We start from the raw sequence: 16,551 nt of genomic DNA on the forward strand, positions 1-16,551 counted from the left end.
GGTGGTGGAGGGATGCTCCGGTTCAGTCGTAGCGGGCCTCTGCGGCCCAGACCCCGTCGAGGCAGAGCAGCAGCCAGGCGACACCGGCGGCGTCGACCACCTGGAAGCGGTCGTAGCGGACGGCGGTGCTCGGATCCCACCAGCGCTCGTCGATCGGCCAGGGACCCGCCCATCCGGCGAGGGGCTCCAGGCGTGCCTGAGAGGTCCCGGGGGTGAAGTAGGCGGGCACGGAGCTGAGGGCGCCGCGCTCGTCGACGGCGACGGGTTCGCCCCTCGGTCCGCGGACCAGCACGGCCGCGGGCTCCGCGAAGACCGTCGGCGGGAGGGGCGGCGGCAGGGAGCCGGGCCAGGGCAGGGTCCTCGGCCGTGCGTCGCCCGGCTCCCGGTCGCCCCAGGGGATCAGGTGCTGGCGGTCGCGGAGGGATCGACCCCCTCCGATCGACGCGGTCATCACGGCCTCGTGCCCGAGCATGCTCTGCACGCGGCTCAGCCCGTGGTGGACGCGCTCCTCCGGAGCGGTGCCCCAGAGACCCTGCTCGTGGTTGCCGATCGCGTCGACCGCCTCGGGCTCGACGCACAGCCGCGAGATCGGCGCTCCGAGACCGGTGTCGATCTCCCCGCTGCCCTGCAGCTGCCAGCGGACCCGGTCGAGCACGTCGCCCGGGGTGAACCATCTCGGGTGCAGCCAGCTCCTGGAGGAGACCTCACCGCGCTCGCTGACGACCTCGATGCGGATAGCGGTCGCGACCAGCTGTGCGCGGGTGAGCCCGGCGACGAACTCCTCCGCGGGGACGCGGAAGGCGAAGGCGGCCTGGTCGATGCGGTCCAGAGGGGGCTCGAACTCCATCGCCCGGTCGAGGCGCTCCGGCGGGAGCCGGGGCACCACCGTCTCCGACTCCGCACCGGCGGCGAGGAGGTGCGCGTGGGCGCCCTCCGGTCCGAACCGGGCGGCGACGTCCTCGCGAGGGAGGGCGGCGAAGGCGCCGAGGGTGCGGACGCCGAGTCTGCGCAGGAGCGCCACCAGGTCGTCCCCCCGGCGGGGAGCACGGGCAGGGGCTGCGACGGACTCGGTCTCGAGGGCGTCGAGCGGGAGCGGGGCGAGGAAGTCTGCCGCTGCTCCTGGGGGCACGACGGCGACGGGGCGGCCGGAGTGCTTCGCGGCGAGCTCGGAGGCGAAGAGCCCGTCGGCGATCCCGATGCGGGCGTCGGGAAGACCCAGCTCGGCCAGCCGCTGCAGGATCGCCTCGGCCGCGCTCTGCTCGCTCCCGTAGTAGCGGCGCGGACCGCGGGCACGGATCGCGCACAGACCGGGCCGGATCAGCTGGACGCCCGGGGTGATCTCCTCGAGCGCCTGGATGAGCGGCTCGAACGCCCGGTGGTCGAGCACCGGGTCGTACGGGAGGACGGCGAGACCCGTGCAACGGGACTGCGCCTCGCGCACGCGCATGCCCCGCCGGACCCCCTCCGCCCGGGCAGCGGGGGAGGAGGCGAAGACCAGGCTCTTCTCAGTGAGGGCCAGGGGGTGCTCGTCGCCGAGGCCGGCGTCGGCGGCGGCCGCGAGGAGGGGCCAGTCGGGGCACCAGACGAGGATCGTCCGCCGCAGCTCGGGTGCGCTCGCCATCTCAGACCGCCCGCTCGTGCAGGCGGCCGTGCTCGACCCGGGAGCCGAAGGCGCTCTCGACGCCGGGCATGCTCATCCGCACCGTGCGCACCCGGGTGCCGGCCCGGCCGACCACATCGACCATCGCCTCCCGGGAGCGCAGGTAGCCGTGGCCGTCGCCGAGCCCCTCCCAGCGGCTGCTGCGGATGCTGAGCCGCGCCTCGGCCTGGGGCCACTCGCCGAGGATCACGAGCGCGGCACCCCGCTGGCGCAGTCGTGCTCCCAGACGCGAGACGTCGGCCGAGGAGACGGAGGCGGGCGGACGGGTGAGCACGACGGTCAGCACATCGACCAGAGCGGCGGTGACGGTGAGCCAGTGCTCGGCCGGTGCGGGCACGAGCACCAGGCGCTCGAGGTCGATCCCCATGCCGGCCGCGGCCTCGGCCCCGAACTCCGGGACGCCCACCACGCCGCACCACGAGCCCTCGGCGGACGGGCCGGCGAGCAGCCCCATCGCCAGACTCATCGAGCCCTCCACCGAGTAGGCGGCACCCTGCTTGAGCGAGCCGCCCGGGAGCACGGAGGAGAAGGCCGGCAGGGTGGCGAGGCTCCTGGTCTCGAGAGTGGTCGCCTGCATGTCCCGGATGCGGGACTGCAGCTCCTTCACCGACGCGAGCTGCCGCAGAAGGGGCTCTGCGGCCTCGGCCGTCTCCGCGGAGACGAGGGATGAAGGGGGGCTCATCTGCCCATGTTCGAACATGTGTTCGAGTATGTCAATCGCCACCGACATCCACCGGCGAGCCGCTCGGACCCTTCCGCGACCGCCCGGCGAGGCGCACTGAGGAGGAGGTTCCAGGCGTCCCGGGCAGTCTCGCATCCGCCTCCGACATCCCCGTCCTGGGGCGTTCTCCACCGGGTCTCGGCGAGGGAGGGCCTCCTGCCGCGCCTCTACCATGGGAGACATGTCCGACGCCCTGCTCGACCCCGCCGACTCCGACGCCACCGCCCCGGCCGCGCCGCGCAGAAGGACCCTCGTGGTCAAGATGGGGTCCAGCTCGGTCACCAAGCAGTCGGGTCCGGATCCCGTTCTCCTGGCCAGCGCGCTCGAGAGCGCCTTCGCCGCCCGCGCGCTGGGCTGGGACGTCGTGCTGGTCTCCTCCGGCGCCGTCTCCTCGGGCCGGGCGCTCTTCGCCCGCTCGCAGGAGGAGCCGATCAGCGCCCGCCTGGCGGCAGCGGTGGGCCAGACCGTCCTGATGGGCTTCTACCGCTCGGTGGCCGAGCTCTCGGGCGCCCTGGTCGCGCAGATCCTCATCGGCGAGTCCGACCTCGCCTCTCCCCGGCAGATGGCACACGTCGCCGAGGCGATCCGCCACGCCCTCGACGCCGGAGTCGTGCCCGTGGTCAACGGCAACGACACGATCGACTCCGCCGGCTCGGACAACGACGGCGTCGCCGGCGGATTGGCGATGCTCCTCGGCGCGGACCTGCTGCTGCTGCTCACCGACGTCCCCGGCGTCTTCGCCGGCAGCATCGCCGAGGGCGTGCACCTCGAGGAGCTGGGCATCTCGGAGCTGCGCCGCATCGGCGTGCAGAAGGGCGGTACCGGCCGAGGGGGCATTCGCTCCAAGCTGCGGGCCGCCGAGCTCGCCGCGCACAACGGCGTCTCGACCAGGATCGCCGGGGCGCGCACCCCCGAGGTCATCCTGGGCGCCCTGGGAGGGCCGGGCCCGGGCACCCTCGTCCGCGCCGTGCACGCGCATCCGCCCGTGGAGCAGCGCTGGATCTCCGGAGTGGCCACCGGCCGCGGCCGCGTCGAGATCAACCTCGAGGCCGAGCGGAGCATCGGAGCCGGCTCGAGCCTGTTCGCCTCTGGCATCAAGCGCGTCTCCGGCGAGTTCGGCGGCGGCGACGTGATCGAGGTGCGCGCCCTCAGCGGAGAGCTCCTCGCGCGCGGCGTCTCCCGCGTCTCCTCGCGTCTGCTGACCCTGGTCCGCGCACTCCGGGTCGACGAGATCGCCCGCGTCTTCGTGGCGGTCCTCGGCCATGCCGCCACGACGGCGCCGTCGGCGAGTCCGGAGGGGGAGGAGAGGCCGCAGCTGACCCGCGCTCTGGAGTACGCGCGCACTCTCTCCTCCGAGCACGCTCGGGCCGTCGCGATGGAGATCGTCTCCCTCTTCCCCGCCGAGAGCATCTCGGCCCTGCTGGGGCAGGGCGCGGGGGAGGGCGAGCTCGTCGAGCGCTACACCCGCCTCGTCCGCACCCTCGCCATCGTGGAGAACGAGAACCTGGCCGTCTTCCGCTCCTGACCGCCGGTGGCGCGCCACGTCTCAGTGCATTTCGCGCCTTCGCGTCATGATCGCCGTTCTCCGGTGTCTTCCTGGTGATGGCGCCGCTCCTGGGCGCCCCCGACGGAACGGATCATCGATGAGCGTCCCCACTTCCACAGCCGGCCACTTCCGCGAGTCCGACATCACGCCCGAGAGCTTCGAGATCGAGCGGCTCGAGCGGCGGCTCGCCCTGCTCGAGGCCTCGATCGCCCAGGGGGAGCGGGCACTGCTGGGCCGGGTCGACCCGAGCACCGGAGATCCCCTCCCAGGCGCCTGCGGGGGGCACCGAGCCCAGCTGGTCAGCAACCTGACGACGGAGCGGGCCCTCGCCGACCGCATCCGGGAGATGCTCGCCGCTCGGAGCTGACGGGGTGCGTACGGCACCATGGGGCCATGGTCACTATCACCGTCGCCGGTCTCGCCCAGCACTTCCACCCCGCCGAGCGGGGCACCGTCCGCCTCGAGATCCGGCGCGAGTCGCGATCCCGACCCCAGGCGCTCGCCGAGGTCACCGCCCTGCACGCGCGGGTCCGTGAGGAGGCGGCCGCCGAGCAGGCGTCCGGCGCCGCCACCTGGTGGTCCTCCGATCAGATCTCGGTCTCCTCGATCCGCCGGTACATCAAGGACTCGGACGTCACGCAGCTGTTCCATGTCGCGGCCGCCGGGGTCCGGGTGAAGTACCGGGACTTCGCGGCTCTCGGGCGCTGGGTCGGCTCGATCTCGGAGGTGCCGGGGATCCAGATCTCGGGGATCGACTGGGACGTGACGGCGGCGCGACGGGCGGGCATCGAGCGCGAGGTCCGCACCGCTGCCGTGCGCGACGCGCGCGAGCGGGCCGAGGCCTATGCGGCGGCCCTCGGCCTGACCGAGGTGCGGGTGCTGACCCTCTTCGAGCCGGGACTGCGGCCGCACACGCGCATCGAGGGCGGCTCGGCGATGATGAGCCGCGCCAAGGCGTTCTCCTCTCCTGAGGAGCCGCTGGCCCTCAAGCCGGAGGACATCGAGGTCACCGCCTCGGTCTCCGCCGACTTCGAGGCGCACTGACGCGGAGACGCGACCGGGCGACCGGTTCCGCTGCGGACGGAGAGCGCATGCCTGCACCTGCGACCCGCTGATCGTCTGCATGGCGACCCCGAGAGTCGCCCCGAGGCGACCGACCATCGGCTCCACGACGACCCCTCTCCGCCCCGATCAGCGGGCACGCGACCACCATACGTGTATTGAGGACTCCTCGGGAGCGCTGTCGCGGTTCGGCGTCCGCCGTGCACACCCTCCGGGAATAGCGGGGGACCCCCGAGCGCTGAGGCAGGCATGGTCTCGCGCATCGGCTTCCTCTCCTTCGGCCACTACCAGTCCGTCCCCGGGTCTCAGACCCGCTCGGCTCGCGACGTCCTCCTCCAGACGATCGAGCTCGCGGAGGCGGCGGAGGAGATCGGCATCGACGGCGCCTACGTCCGCGTGCACCACTTCGCGCCGCAGCTCGCCTCGCCGTTCCCGCTGCTGGCGGCGATCGCCGCGCGCACCCGCCGCATCGAGATCGGCACCGGGGTCATCGACATGCGCTACGAGAACCCGCTCTACATGGCGGAGGAGGCGGCCGCCACCGACCTGATCTCCGACGGCCGGCTCGAGCTCGGGGTCAGCCGGGGATCGCCCGAGACCGCCCTGCGCGGGTCCGAGGCGTTCGGCTTCGTCCCCCCGGAGGGGATGACCGACGCCGACCTCGCCCGGCAGAAGGTGCGCATCCTCCGGGAGGCGCTCGCCGGAGCGCCGGTCGCGCAGTCGGATCCGGCGATGACGCGCCAGTCGCTCCCGCTCTCGATCGAGCCGCGCTCGCCCGGCCTCGAGGACCGGATCTGGTGGGGTGCCGGCAGCTTCGCGACCGCGCGCTGGGCAGCCGAGCAGGGCATGAACCTGCAGTCGTCGACCCTGCTCCTGGAGGAGGAGGGCGTGCCCTTCGACGAGCTGCAGGCCCGCCAAATCCGCGAGTACCGCGACGCGTGGAGCGAGGCGGGCTGGGAGCGCACTCCGCGCGTCTCCGTGTCGCGCAGCGTCCTTCCGATCACGACCGATCTCGACCGGCTGTACTTCGGCGGCCGCGGCGAGCAGGACCAGGTCGCCACCCTCGAGGGCGTCCGCGCCCGATTCGGCCGCAGCTACACGGGCGAGCCGGACGCCGTCTCCGCCGAGCTCGCTGCGGACGCCGCCGTGCAGGAGGCGGACACGCTGCTGCTCACCCTTCCCAACCAGCTCGGGGTCGAGTACAACGCGCGGCTCCTGCGCACTGTCGTGGAATCGATCGCTCCGGCTCTCGGCTGGTCGCCGGCGACAGCAGGCGTCTGACGCCGAGGCACGGTCTGTGCAGGAGGGCCCCTGCGGTGCAGGAGCGCCCCTGCGGTGCAGGAGCGCCCGTTTACTGCAGGAGCGCCCGTTTACTGCAGGAGACGCCCCGCCTCTTCGGGAAAGAGCGGGGCTTCTGCTCTCTCCGACCACAGCATCTTTCCCGCCGGCGCGAGGAGCGGACGGTGCCGGGAACGACGGAACCCCCCGCCTCTCCGAGGAGAGACGAGGGGTTCCGATCAGTGTGTCCGAGGGGGGACTTGAACCCCCACGCCCTATACGGGCACTAGCACCTCAAGCTAGCGCGTCTGCCATTTCCGCCACCCGGACGAGTGTTTCCTTCGACCTGCGTTTCCGCGGCCGAAGAAGACATTAGCACGGTTCCGGGGCCTCTCACGCCACCTCCCGGCCCACCGTCCTCCGCGCGCCGTCGAGCCCGCGCCGGTACCGTTGCCCGCATGTCCGACAGCATCGACAGCGCGCCCGTGACCGACAGCACCCTCGACGAGACGGCGCTCATCGCGCGCGATCTCATCCGCTTCGACACCAGCAACTACGGCGACGGGAAGGCGGAGCCGGAGCGCCCGGCCGCGGAGTACGTCGCGGCGAAGCTGCGCGACCTCGGCCTCGAGCCCGAGCTGATCGACTCCGACCCGGGACGCACGAGCGTCGTGGCGCGGGTCGCCGGGGAGGACCGCGAGCGCGGCGCCCTCGTCGTCCACGGGCACCTCGACGTGGTGCCCGCCATCGCCGACAACTGGAGCGTCGACCCGTTCGGCGGCGAGATCAAGGACGGCATGCTCTGGGGCCGCGGCGCGGTCGACATGAAGAACATGGACGCGATGATCCTCGCCTCGCTCGGCGACATCCTCCGTGAGGGGAGGCGCCCCTCCCGCGACCTCGTCATCGCCTTCTTCGCCGACGAGGAGGCGGGCGGTGTGCGGGGATCGGGATTCCTGGCCCGTGAGCGGCCCGAGCTGTTCGCCGGAGCGACCGAGGCGATCAGCGAGGTCGGCGGCTACTCGATCGAGCTGGCCGGCAAGCGGGCCTATCTCGTGCAGACGGGCGAGAAGGCGCTGATGTGGCTGACCCTCCGCGCGCACGGCACGGCGGGGCACGGCTCGCAGATCAACTCCGAGAACGCCGTCACCCGGCTGGCGCAGGCGATCGCCCGCATCGGAAGCGAGGAGTGGCCCACCCGCCTCACCGACACCACGCGCGAGCTGCTCGACGAGGTCGCCCGCCTGCTCGGCCACGACCCTCAGCGCAGCACTCCGGAGGAGCTGGCACTCGCCACCGGCACCGCCTCGCGCTTCATCGCCGCGACGCTGCGCACCACCGCCAATCCGTCGATGCTGTCGGCCGGCTACAAGGCCAACGTCATCCCGGACACCGCGGACGCCACCATCGACGTGCGCGTCCTCCCCGGCGAGGAGGACGCGGTGCTCGAGCGCCTGAAGGTCCTCGCGGGCGAGCACGTCGAGATCCTCGTCCAGCACCGCGACATCGGACTCGAGGTGCCCTTCGCCGGCCCCCTCGTCGAGAGCATGGCCGCCTCGATCCGCCGGTTCGATCCGGGCGCCGAGGTCCTCCCGTACCTGCTCTCCGGAGGCACCGACAACAAGGCGCTCTCGACGCTCGGCATCACCGGATACGGGTTCGCGCCGCTCCAGCTGCCGTCGTCCCTGGACTTCCCGGCGCTGTTCCACGGGGTCGACGAGCGCGTTCCACTGGACGCACTAGTGTTTGGCAGGAAGGTCCTGACCGATCTCCTGCTGAGCTCCTGACGGCGCCGCGGACCGGGTCAGCACCGACCGATCCCGACCGACTGCTGGCCGACGACGCCCCAGCCCTCCTCGAAAGTGACGCATGGGCCTGCTCGACGCGCTGATCCTGGGACTCGTCCAGGGTCTGACCGAATTCCTCCCCATCTCCTCCAGCGCCCACCTCCGGATCGTCAGCGAGCTGCTGCCCGGTCTCGGCGGCCGCGACACCGGAGCCGCGTTCACCGCGATCACGCAGCTGGGCACCGAGACCGCCGTCATCATCTACTTCTGGCGCGACATCGTGCGGATCGTGTCGCACTGGGCGCGCTCCCTCGTCGGCCGGATCCCGCGCTCGGACCCGGACGCCCGCATGGGCTGGCTCATCATCCTGGGCAGCCTTCCGATCATCGTCCTCGGCCTCGTCTTCCAGGACGCGATCGAGACGACCCTCCGCTCTCTGTGGGTGGTGGCCACCACCCTCATCCTCTTCGGCATCCTGCTCGGCATCGCCGACGCGGTCGGCGCGAAGAAGCGCCGCCTGCGCGACCTGGGCGTCCGCGACGGCCTGATCTTCGGAGGCGCGCAGGCACTCGCCCTGATCCCCGGCGTCTCGCGCTCGGGAGGCACCATCACCGCGGGCCTCTTCCTCGGCTACGAGCGCAAGGCGGCGGCGCGCTACTCCTTCCTCCTCGCGATCCCCGCGGTGTTCGGCAGCGGTCTCTACCAGCTGTACAAGAGCATCAGCGACCCGGTCGTGCTCCCGAACCAGGTCCAGGTCGGCGGGCTCGAGACTCTCGTGGCGACCATCGTCGCGTTCGTGGTCGGCTTCGTCGTGATCGCGTTCTTCATGAGCTACATCTCCCGCCGCAGCTTCCTCCCGTTCGTCCTGTACCGCATCGTCCTCGGCGTCGTCCTCATGGTCGCGCTCGCCACCGGCCTGATCGCCGCCTAGATGCGCGCCTGGACCGCCGCCGACGTCCCCGCCCTGCCCGGCCGGGGGAGCGCACCGCGCCTGCACGACACCGCGACCGCCGGCCCCGTCGAGCTCGACGCGCCCAGCGGAGTCGCGAGCCTCTACGTCTGCGGCATCACGCCCTACGACGCCACCCACCTCGGGCACGCGTCGACCTACCTCGCCTTCGACACGGTCCAGCGCGTCTGGCTCGACGCGGGCTACACGGTCGAGTACGCCCAGAACGTGACCGACGTCGACGACCCGCTGCTCGAGCGTGCGACGGCCACCGGTGTCGACTGGCGCGACCTCGCCGAGGAGCAGGTCGAGCTGTTCCGCGGCGACATGGCCGCCCTGCGCGTCCTGCCTCCGCAGCACTACGTCGGAGTCACCGAGACCGTGGATCCCATCGCGGAGGCGGTCGCCCGCCTGGAGCGCGACGGCGTCGCCTACCGCGTCGCTGCTCCGGACGCGGCGGAGGAGGGCGCGAGCGACCTCTACTACGACATCGCCGCGGCCGAGAGCGCCGTCTGGCACCTGGGCAGCGAGAGCCGGCTCGACGCGGAGTCGATGGCCCGCTTCTCGGCGCTGCGCGGGGGCGACCCGGAGCGCGCCGGCAAGCGCGACCCCCTCGATCCGCTGCTCTGGCGGGCCGAGCGCGCCGGCGAGCCCGCCTGGGACGCCGAGGTCGGCCGCGGCCGTCCGGGCTGGCACATCGAGTGCTCGGTGATCGCCCTCGACCGGCTCGGACCCGAGTTCACCCTGCAGGGCGGCGGGAGCGACCTGGTCTTCCCGCACCACGAGTTCAGCGCCGGCCACGCCGCGTCGCTGTCCGGCCGTCCTCTGGCCCGCGCCTACGCGCACGCCGGGATGGTCGCCTACCAGGGCGAGAAGATGAGCAAGTCGCTCGGGAACCTGGTGCTGGTCTCACGTCTGCGGAGCGAGGGCGCGGACCCGCGGGCGATCCGCCTCGCGCTCCTCGCGCACCACTACCGCTCCGACTGGGAGTGGCTGCCCGAGGACCTGCCGTCGGCCGAGGCGCGCCTGGCGCGCTGGGAGGCGGCCCTCGCCGCCGTCGGACCGCGCTCGGCGCTCGAGGTGCTGGCGCAGCTGCGCGAGGCGCTGGCCGACGACCTCGGCACTCCGGCCGCCCTCGCCGTCGTCGACGCCGCACTGACCGAGGGCGTGGACGACCCGTCGCTCCTGCGCGACGCGGTCGACGCCCTGCTCGGGGTGCGCCCGGCCTGAACCCCGTCAGGCTCGAGTCCCGTAAGGCTCGAGTCCCGTCGTGGGCGAGTCCCGTCAGGGCGGCCGGGAGCGGTCCCGTGATCGACGACCGTCTCGGACGAGCGGGCGCCGGCGGAGGCTACGGGCGCCAGGGCTCCTCGCCGGAGCGGCCGTCGCCGCGGCGGCGCAGGTAGCGCTCGAACTCCTGGGCGATCGCCTCGCCGCTCGCCTCGGGCGAGTCGACGGTGTCGCGCGCCTGCTCGAGCTGGGCGATGTACGACGCCATCTCCTCGTCCTCGGCGGCGAGGGCGTCGATGCCGCGCTCCCACTCCTCCGCCTCCTCGACGAGGTCGCCGCGGGGGATCGCCAGGCCGACGACCTCCTCGAGCTTCTCGAGCAGCGCCAGCATCGCCTTGGGCGAGGGCGCGTTGTGCACGTAGTGCGGGACGGAGGCCCAGATCGAGACGGCGGGGATGCCGACCTTCTGTGCGGCCTCGCCGATCACGCTGAGGATGCCGACCGGCCCCTCGTAGCTGGAACGCTCGAGCTCGAACGAGCTCCGCAGCTCCGCGTTCTCGCTCGAGGCGAAGATGGAGATCGGCCGGGTGTGCGGGACGTCGGCGAGCATCGCGCCGAGGAAGACGACGGCGGAGATGTCTATCGCGAGCATGGCGTCGACGACCTCGGCCGCGAAGCTCTTCCAGCTGCGCGAGGGCTCGGTGCCGATCATGAGGTACAGCGCGCTCTCGGCGTCGACCGAGGTGTCGGCCGGGCCGAAGATCTGGGTGCCGGGCCAGGCGAGGCTGCGGCGGCCGTCCTCGCCGATCGAGAGCATGGGGCGGGTGTACTGGAAGTCGTAGTACTGCTCGGCGTCGACGGCGAAGAGGGGCACGTACTCCCCGGCGTCCTTGACCAGCCGCAGCGCGCCGCTGGCGGCGTCCCCGGCGTCGTTCCAGCCCTCGAAGGCCACGACCAGGACGTTCCCCGTGATCACGTTCATAGGCAGGATCTCCGCGTTCGGCTCGATGTGCGGGGAGCGCACACCGCGCCTGTCCCTCCGTCCAGGATAGGACCGCCCCCGGCCGCGCCCGTCCCGTCCGGCGGGATCGGCCGCGCTGTTCGCTCTCGGCCCGCGGCCGGGGAGGGGCGCGGCCCTGCCGGTACCATGGTCGCTCGTGACTCCCGAGACCTCCGCCCGGCCGCTGTCCTCCGAGCCGCTCGGAGGAGCGTCCGCCCCCGCCGCCGTCCTCTGGGACATGGACGGGACGCTCGTCGACACCGAGCCGTACTGGATGGCGTCGGAGCACGCGCTCGTCTCCTCCTTCGGCGGAGTGTGGACCCACGAGGACGCGATGGGACTCGTCGGCTCGGGCCTGCCCGCCGCCGCCCGCATCCTGCAGGGCAAGGGCGTCGACCTCTCCGTCGACGCGATCATCGACCGGATGACCGACGAGGTCGTCGACCAGCTGGCCGTGAGCATCCCGTGGCGACCGGGCGCGCTCGAGCTGCTGCACGCGGTGTCCGAGGCGGGTGTGCCGCAGGCGCTGGTCACGATGTCGATCTCGCGGATGGCCGCGGCCGTCGTGGACCGGATCCCGTTCCCCGCCTTCGCCGCCGTCGTCAGCGGCGACATGGTCGAGCGCAGCAAGCCCCACCCCGAGGCGTACCTCCTCGCCGCGAGCACCCTCGGTGTCGACATCACCGCATGCGTCGCGATCGAGGACTCCCTCACGGGCCTCGGCGCGGCCGTCGCCTCCGGAGCCGCGGCGATCGGCGTCCCGCACCAGCTGGAGCTGGATCCCGCCGCCCCCTACGCCCTCTGGCCCACTCTCGCGGGCCGCACCGTCGCGGACCTCGCGACGTTGTCCTCCGAGCACCGCGGCTCCGGCCCGGCCACGACCGAGACGGAGGCCCGCCGATGACCGGTGAGGCACTGCAGCATTCCGGACCCTTCCGCGCGGGGGACCGCGTCCAGCTGACGGGACCCAAGGGGCGGATGAACACCATCACGCTCGTTCCCGGCAAGGTGTTCCACACGCACCGGGGCGGCATCGAGCACGACACGGTGATCGGGCTGCCCGACGGCTCGGTGGTGACCAACACCGTCGGCGTCGAGCACCTCGCGCTGCGCCCTCTCCTCGCCGACTTCGTGATGTCGATGCCCCGCGGCGCGGCGATCGTGTACCCGAAGGACGCGGCCCAGATCCTCGCCCTCGCCGACGTCTTCCCCGGCGCCCGCGTGGTCGAGGCCGGTGTCGGCTCCGGCGCGCTCTCGCTCTGGCTGCTGCGGGCGGTGGGTCCGACCGGCCGGCTGTCGTCGTTCGAGCGGCGCGAGGAGTTCGCGGATGTCGCACGGGCGAACATCGAGACCTTCCTCGGCTACACGCCCGACAACTGGAGCGTCACCGTCGGCGACCTCGTCGAGGCGCTGCCCGGCACGGTCCCGTCCGGCGAGGCCGACCGCGTCGTGCTCGACATGCTCGCGCCCTGGGAGTGCCTCGACGTCGCCGCCGAGGCTCTCACGCCCGGGGGAGTGCTCCTCTGCTACGTGGCCACCGTCACGCAGCTCTCGCGGACGGCGGAGGCGATCCGCGCCTCGGGCCTGTTCACGAACCCGTCGTCGAACGAGACCATGGTCCGCGGCTGGCACGTCGAGGGCCTCGCGGTCCGGCCGGACCACCGGATGATCGGCCACACCGGCTTCCTCATCACCGCTCGCCGGCTCGCTCCGGACACCGTGCTCCCCGAGCTCAAGCGTCGCCCGTCGAAGACGGACTTCAGCGACGAGGACGTGGAGGCCTGGACCCCCGGCGCGCTCGGCGAGCGCGCCGTGAGCCCCAAGAGCCTCCGCAAGCGGGTCCGCGAGTCCGCCACCAGCGCCGAGCTCTCCCGGGCCCGCGGGTTCGGCGAGGAGACCGCGGAGCCCGACGACGAGGGCATCCTCTAAGCTGTTCCCGGCCTCCGGGCCGTCTCCACCTCGGGCGTCACCGCTCCCCTTCTCTCGAATCGAGGACCCGTGCGCAGGACCACCGCGCTCATCGCCGGCATCGGCATCGTCGCCGCTCTCACCGGATGCACCGCGTCCTCCTCGCAGGCGGACTGCGACGCTCCGTTCTCCTCCGGCGACTCCTCGGCGGCGGTCAGCGCCACGGGCGACTTCGGAGCGAAGCCGGACGTCAGCGTCCCGACGCCGCTGAAGGCGGATGGCACGCAGGTCAGCACCCTCATCGAGGGCTCGGGCGCACCGCTCGAGAAGGGCCAGCTCGTCACCATCGACTACACCCTGGTCAACGGCGCGGACGGCACGGTCCTCGAGACCTCGCCTTACGACGGGTCGAGCACCGCCCGCTTCGGCGTCGGCGGAGCCGGGCTCGTCGGCCTGAACGAGGGCCTCCTCTGCACGCAGGTCGGCTCGCGCGTCGCCATCGCGATCGCCCCCGAGGACGGCTTCGGCCAGTCCTCGTCGCAGCTCGGCATCTCGGAGGACGACACGCTCGTGCTCGTCGCGGACGTCCGCGAGGCCTCGCTGGCCCGCGCGAACGGCGCCGCCCAGCCCGCTCCCGACGGCTTCCCGACGGTGACGCTCGGCGACGACGGACGCCCGGGGCTCGCGAAGCCCTCGGGCGACGCACCGTCCGACCTCCGCATCGCCCAGCTCAAGAAGGGCGACGGCGACGTCGTCGCCGAGGGCGACCAGGTCGTCGTGGCCTACACCGGCTGGCAGTGGAGCGACGGGAAGGTGTTCGACTCCAGCTGGGAGAAGGGCGCTCCCGCCGTGTTCACTGCCGCCGACGGCTCGACCACCCAGGGCGGAGTCATCGCCGGATTCGCCGACGCCCTCATCGGCCAGCCCGTCGGATCCCAGGTCATCGCGGTCATCCCGCCGGACCAGGGCTACGGCGACCAGGGCTCCCCTCAGGGCGGGATCCCCGGCGGCGCGACGCTGATCTTCGTCGCCGACATCCTCGGAAAGGTCTGACCGGGCCCGGCCCTAGACTGGAGGGCGTGCCTTCCGACGCCCCGTCCTCGAGCCGCGTCCCGGCCGAGGAGCGTCTGTTCAACCTCGTGCTCGCGCTCGTCGCGGCCGAGAACGGACTGACGAAGGCCGACGTCCTCTCCACGGTGCAGGGCTACCGGCAGCGGGTGGGCCGGGGCGACCGGACCTCGCTCGAGCGCCAGTTCGAGCGCGACAAGGACGACCTGCGCGAGCTGGGCATCCCGATCGAGACGGTCGACGCCCCGGGCGACCCGGGCAACACCCAGACCGTCCGGTACCGCATCGCGAAGCGCAGCTACGACCTCCCGGCCGACCTGACCTTCGACCCGGAGGAGCTCGCGCTGCTCCGCCTGGCCGGGGCGGTCTGGCGCGAGGGGACGCTCTCGGCGGAGTCGCGGCGCGCGCTGATCAAGCTGCGCTCGATCGGGGTCGAGTCCGTCGACCCCGTCATCGGCATCAGCCCCTCGATCCGGGTCCGCGAGGCCTCGTTCGAGCCGCTCAACGCTGCGCTCGACCGCGGCCAGGTCGTCCGCTTCCCCTATCTGAAGCCCGGCGGCGAGGAGCCGCGCGTGCGCACCGTGCAGCCCCGCGCCCTGGTGAACCACCAGGGGCGCTGGCACCTCCACGGCTGGGACGAGGGCGCCGAGGGCACGCGGACCTTCCTCCTGTCGCGGATCGTCGGGCCGGTCGCGTCCACCGGCCGCACCGCGCCTCTCGTGGAGGGGGACCACGCGGCGACCGCTCTCGCCCAGCTCGACGAGATCCTGCAGCGCAACAGCGCGCTCCTGCGCGTCGCCCCCGACTCCGACGCCGCCCTCCGTCTCGGCGGGCGTGCCGAGGCCGAGGGCGAGGGCCAGGGCCTGCTGCGCCTGCACTACACCGACCCGGACGTGCTCGCGGACGAGCTCGCCGGTCACGGTCCCGAGGTGCGGGTGCTCGAGCCGGAGGAGCTCCGCCGCCGCGTCCTCGACCGCCTCCGCCGCACCCTGGACGACCATGGAGGGGATCCCCGTGGCTAGACCCCGCTCCCTGCAGGCGCGCGACCGCCTGGCCGTCCTCCTCTCCCTCGTTCCCTACCTGCTCGACCGGGGCCGCGTCTCCGTCGCCGAGGTCGCCGCGCACTTCGAGATCCCGGAGGAGGAGGTGCGCCGCGCGGTGCGCCTCATCGCCGTCTCGGGCATCCCCGGCGAGACCGCGCAGTACCAGGCGAACGACCTCTTCGACATCGGCTGGGACGACTTCGAGGAGAACGACCACGTCGTCCTCACCCACCAGGTCGCGATCGACGACTCGCCGAGGTTCTCGGCGCGGGAGGCCGCCGCCCTCATCGCCGGCATGCAGTACCTCGCAGCGCTGCCCGAGAACCAGGGCAACGACCGGATCGCCTCGCTGATGGGGAAGCTCGCACGCGGCGCCTCCTCGGCCCCGAGCGCGGTCGCGGTCTCGCGCGGCACGGGCGCGGACAGCGCTGTGGCGCTCCTGCGGACAGCGATGGGCTCGGCGACGCAGGTCGCTTTCGACTACCGCAGCGCCCGCGGCGAGACCGAGTCCCGGCTCGTCGACCCCTTCGTGCTCGAATCGGTCGATCGGGACTGGTACCTGCGCGGATGGGACCACCTCCGCGAGGGCGTCAGGACGTTCCGGGTCGACAGGATGCGCTCCCTCCGCGACACGGGGACGCCGATCGTCCGGCGCCGCAACGAGGTGACCCTCTCGGAACGGCTCTTCGAGGCCTCCGCCTCCGATCTCGTCGTGGACCTGCGCGTCGCCCCCAGCGCCGTCGTGCTGCTGGGCGACTACGCGGCCGACGCCGAGTTCCCCGATCCCGTGCCGGGGGAGGAGGACCACGGTGTCCTCGTCCGTCTCCGCGTCGCCCATCTGGAGGGATTGACGCGCCTGGTGGCGTCGTTGGCGGGTCTCGTCACCGTGGTGGCACCCCCCGAGGCGCGCACCGCGGTCGCGCTCTGGGCGGCCTCCGCGCTCGCCGCGAACGAGGGGGAGCCGTCGTGACCTGGTGGTCGTGGATCCTGATCTGGCTCGGCCTCGCGCTGGGCGCTCTGGCGATGCTGGTCCTCTTCGCCCTCTCCTACTGGCGCAAGGGGAAGGTGCTCCTCGGACAGCTGTCCGAGGTCACCGCGAAACTCGAGACACTGAGTCCTGGAATGACGGACGACCTGCCGCCCCGGCCGTCCTCGTCGCTGTTCGCCGATCGCGACGACGTGAGGCGTGCGCACGAGGGCCGGCGTGACGCACGTCGCGACAGGATCGATCTCCGCCGGTCAGAACGGGTCGAACAGGGTAAGCTCCTCGTACACCGCAACCGACAAGTGAAGTGAGTCTGC

Annotated in this window: 16 protein-coding genes and 1 tRNA gene; 13 read left to right on the top strand and 4 right to left on the bottom strand. The window is 72.7% G+C overall.

The annotated features are described in order from the left end of the window. Nucleotides 1-22: 22 nt before the first annotated feature. Nucleotides 23-1,621: a DNA polymerase Y family protein gene (locus tag C5C56_RS01395; RefSeq protein WP_104262932.1), complete on the bottom strand. Its 1,599-nt coding sequence runs from the start codon at nt 1,619-1,621 to the stop codon at nt 23-25. Nucleotide 1,622: 1 nt separating this feature from the next. Then, the gene (locus C5C56_RS01400; protein WP_104273061.1) at nt 1,623-2,342 is read right to left on the bottom strand and encodes a hypothetical protein; all 720 of its coding nucleotides are present in this window, start codon (nt 2,340-2,342) and stop codon (nt 1,623-1,625) included. Between the two features lie 220 nt (nt 2,343-2,562). Here C5C56_RS01400 and proB point away from each other — a divergent pair, with 220 nt between their 5' ends. The 4 genes from proB (at nt 2,563) to C5C56_RS01420 (ending at nt 6,270) form a co-directional block, all read left to right on the top strand. Further along, nucleotides 2,563-3,906 (top strand): glutamate 5-kinase, encoded by a 1,344-nt coding sequence (proB, locus tag C5C56_RS01405; RefSeq protein ID WP_181065651.1) that lies wholly within the window; start codon nt 2,563-2,565, stop codon nt 3,904-3,906. A gap of 118 nt (nt 3,907-4,024) precedes the next feature. Beyond that, nucleotides 4,025-4,294, top strand: coding sequence for a hypothetical protein (locus C5C56_RS01410; protein ID WP_104222002.1), 270 nt, complete (start codon nt 4,025-4,027; stop codon nt 4,292-4,294). Between the two features lie 26 nt (nt 4,295-4,320). Continuing rightward, nucleotides 4,321-4,971, top strand: coding sequence for an SIMPL domain-containing protein (locus C5C56_RS01415; RefSeq protein ID WP_104222004.1), 651 nt, complete (start codon nt 4,321-4,323; stop codon nt 4,969-4,971). Nucleotides 4,972-5,238: 267 nt separating this feature from the next. Beyond that, the gene (locus C5C56_RS01420; RefSeq protein WP_104260693.1) at nt 5,239-6,270 is read left to right on the top strand and encodes an LLM class flavin-dependent oxidoreductase; all 1,032 of its coding nucleotides are present in this window, start codon (nt 5,239-5,241) and stop codon (nt 6,268-6,270) included. Nucleotides 6,271-6,512: 242 nt separating this feature from the next. Here C5C56_RS01420 and C5C56_RS01425 read toward each other — a convergent pair. Next, nucleotides 6,513-6,597, bottom strand: a tRNA-Leu gene (locus C5C56_RS01425). Between the two features lie 128 nt (nt 6,598-6,725). On the opposite strand from C5C56_RS01425, the gene C5C56_RS01430 reads away from it, so the two are divergent. From C5C56_RS01430 to mshC, 3 genes are all read left to right on the top strand, one after another. After that, on the top strand, nt 6,726-8,054 hold the full coding sequence (locus C5C56_RS01430) for a M20/M25/M40 family metallo-hydrolase (RefSeq protein ID WP_181068004.1): 1,329 nt from the start codon (nt 6,726-6,728) through the stop codon (nt 8,052-8,054). An 82-nt stretch (nt 8,055-8,136) separates the two neighbouring features. After that, on the top strand, nt 8,137-8,985 hold the full coding sequence (locus C5C56_RS01435) for an undecaprenyl-diphosphate phosphatase (RefSeq protein ID WP_104319001.1): 849 nt from the start codon (nt 8,137-8,139) through the stop codon (nt 8,983-8,985). Further along, entirely contained in the window at nt 8,986-10,233 is a 1,248-nt protein-coding gene (gene mshC, locus C5C56_RS01440; RefSeq protein WP_104225264.1) for a cysteine--1-D-myo-inosityl 2-amino-2-deoxy-alpha-D-glucopyranoside ligase, read from the top strand. Between the two features lie 118 nt (nt 10,234-10,351). Here the strand turns inward: mshC and C5C56_RS01445 are convergent, their stop codons facing one another. Then, a complete protein-coding gene (locus C5C56_RS01445) occupies nt 10,352-11,212 on the bottom strand; it encodes a proteasome assembly chaperone family protein (RefSeq protein ID WP_104222142.1) in 861 nt (286 codons plus the stop codon). Nucleotides 11,213-11,387: 175 nt separating this feature from the next. On the opposite strand from C5C56_RS01445, the gene C5C56_RS01450 reads away from it, so the two are divergent. The 6 genes from C5C56_RS01450 (at nt 11,388) to C5C56_RS01475 (ending at nt 16,545) form a co-directional block, all read left to right on the top strand. Then, on the top strand, nt 11,388-12,134 hold the full coding sequence (locus tag C5C56_RS01450; RefSeq protein WP_258064119.1) for an HAD family phosphatase: 747 nt from the start codon (nt 11,388-11,390) through the stop codon (nt 12,132-12,134). Next, the gene (locus C5C56_RS01455) at nt 12,131-13,159 is read left to right on the top strand and encodes a tRNA (adenine-N1)-methyltransferase (protein WP_104222012.1); all 1,029 of its coding nucleotides are present in this window, start codon (nt 12,131-12,133) and stop codon (nt 13,157-13,159) included. The genes C5C56_RS01450 and C5C56_RS01455 overlap by 4 nt, the downstream gene beginning before the upstream one ends. Before the next feature lie 69 nt (nt 13,160-13,228). Next, nucleotides 13,229-14,191 (top strand): FKBP-type peptidyl-prolyl cis-trans isomerase, encoded by a 963-nt coding sequence (locus C5C56_RS01460; protein ID WP_104237455.1) that lies wholly within the window; start codon nt 13,229-13,231, stop codon nt 14,189-14,191. 26 nt (nt 14,192-14,217) lie between these two features. Continuing rightward, nucleotides 14,218-15,228 (top strand): YafY family protein, encoded by a 1,011-nt coding sequence (locus C5C56_RS01465; RefSeq protein ID WP_104222016.1) that lies wholly within the window; start codon nt 14,218-14,220, stop codon nt 15,226-15,228. After that, nucleotides 15,221-16,219, top strand: a complete 999-nt coding sequence (locus C5C56_RS01470) for a YafY family protein (RefSeq protein WP_258059235.1) — start codon at nt 15,221-15,223, stop codon at nt 16,217-16,219. The genes C5C56_RS01465 and C5C56_RS01470 overlap by 8 nt, the downstream gene beginning before the upstream one ends. Next, entirely contained in the window at nt 16,216-16,545 is a 330-nt protein-coding gene (locus C5C56_RS01475; protein ID WP_104222020.1) for a hypothetical protein, read from the top strand. Before C5C56_RS01470 ends, C5C56_RS01475 begins: the two co-directional genes overlap by 4 nt. The last annotated feature ends 6 nt before the right edge of the window (nt 16,546-16,551 follow it).

The sequence above is a fragment of the Rathayibacter sp. AY1D1 genome, from assembly GCF_002932635.1.
In the GTDB taxonomy this organism is placed as follows: domain Bacteria; phylum Actinomycetota; class Actinomycetes; order Actinomycetales; family Microbacteriaceae; genus Rathayibacter.

Coding starts and splice junctions, on each gene's coding strand:
- C5C56_RS01395 (WP_104262932.1), bottom strand. CDS start 1,621: ATGGCGAGCGCACCCGAGCTGCGGCGGACGATCCTCGTCTGGTGCCCC.
- C5C56_RS01400 (WP_104273061.1), bottom strand. CDS start 2,342: ATGAGCCCCCCTTCATCCCTCGTCTCCGCGGAGACGGCCGAGGCCGCA.
- proB (WP_181065651.1), top strand. CDS start 2,563: ATGTCCGACGCCCTGCTCGACCCCGCCGACTCCGACGCCACCGCCCCG.
- C5C56_RS01410 (WP_104222002.1), top strand. CDS start 4,025: ATGAGCGTCCCCACTTCCACAGCCGGCCACTTCCGCGAGTCCGACATC.
- C5C56_RS01415 (WP_104222004.1), top strand. CDS start 4,321: ATGGTCACTATCACCGTCGCCGGTCTCGCCCAGCACTTCCACCCCGCC.
- C5C56_RS01420 (WP_104260693.1), top strand. CDS start 5,239: ATGGTCTCGCGCATCGGCTTCCTCTCCTTCGGCCACTACCAGTCCGTC.
- C5C56_RS01430 (WP_181068004.1), top strand. CDS start 6,726: ATGTCCGACAGCATCGACAGCGCGCCCGTGACCGACAGCACCCTCGAC.
- C5C56_RS01435 (WP_104319001.1), top strand. CDS start 8,137: ATGGGCCTGCTCGACGCGCTGATCCTGGGACTCGTCCAGGGTCTGACC.
- mshC (WP_104225264.1), top strand. CDS start 8,986: ATGCGCGCCTGGACCGCCGCCGACGTCCCCGCCCTGCCCGGCCGGGGG.
- C5C56_RS01445 (WP_104222142.1), bottom strand. CDS start 11,212: ATGAACGTGATCACGGGGAACGTCCTGGTCGTGGCCTTCGAGGGCTGG.
- C5C56_RS01455 (WP_104222012.1), top strand. CDS start 12,131: ATGACCGGTGAGGCACTGCAGCATTCCGGACCCTTCCGCGCGGGGGAC.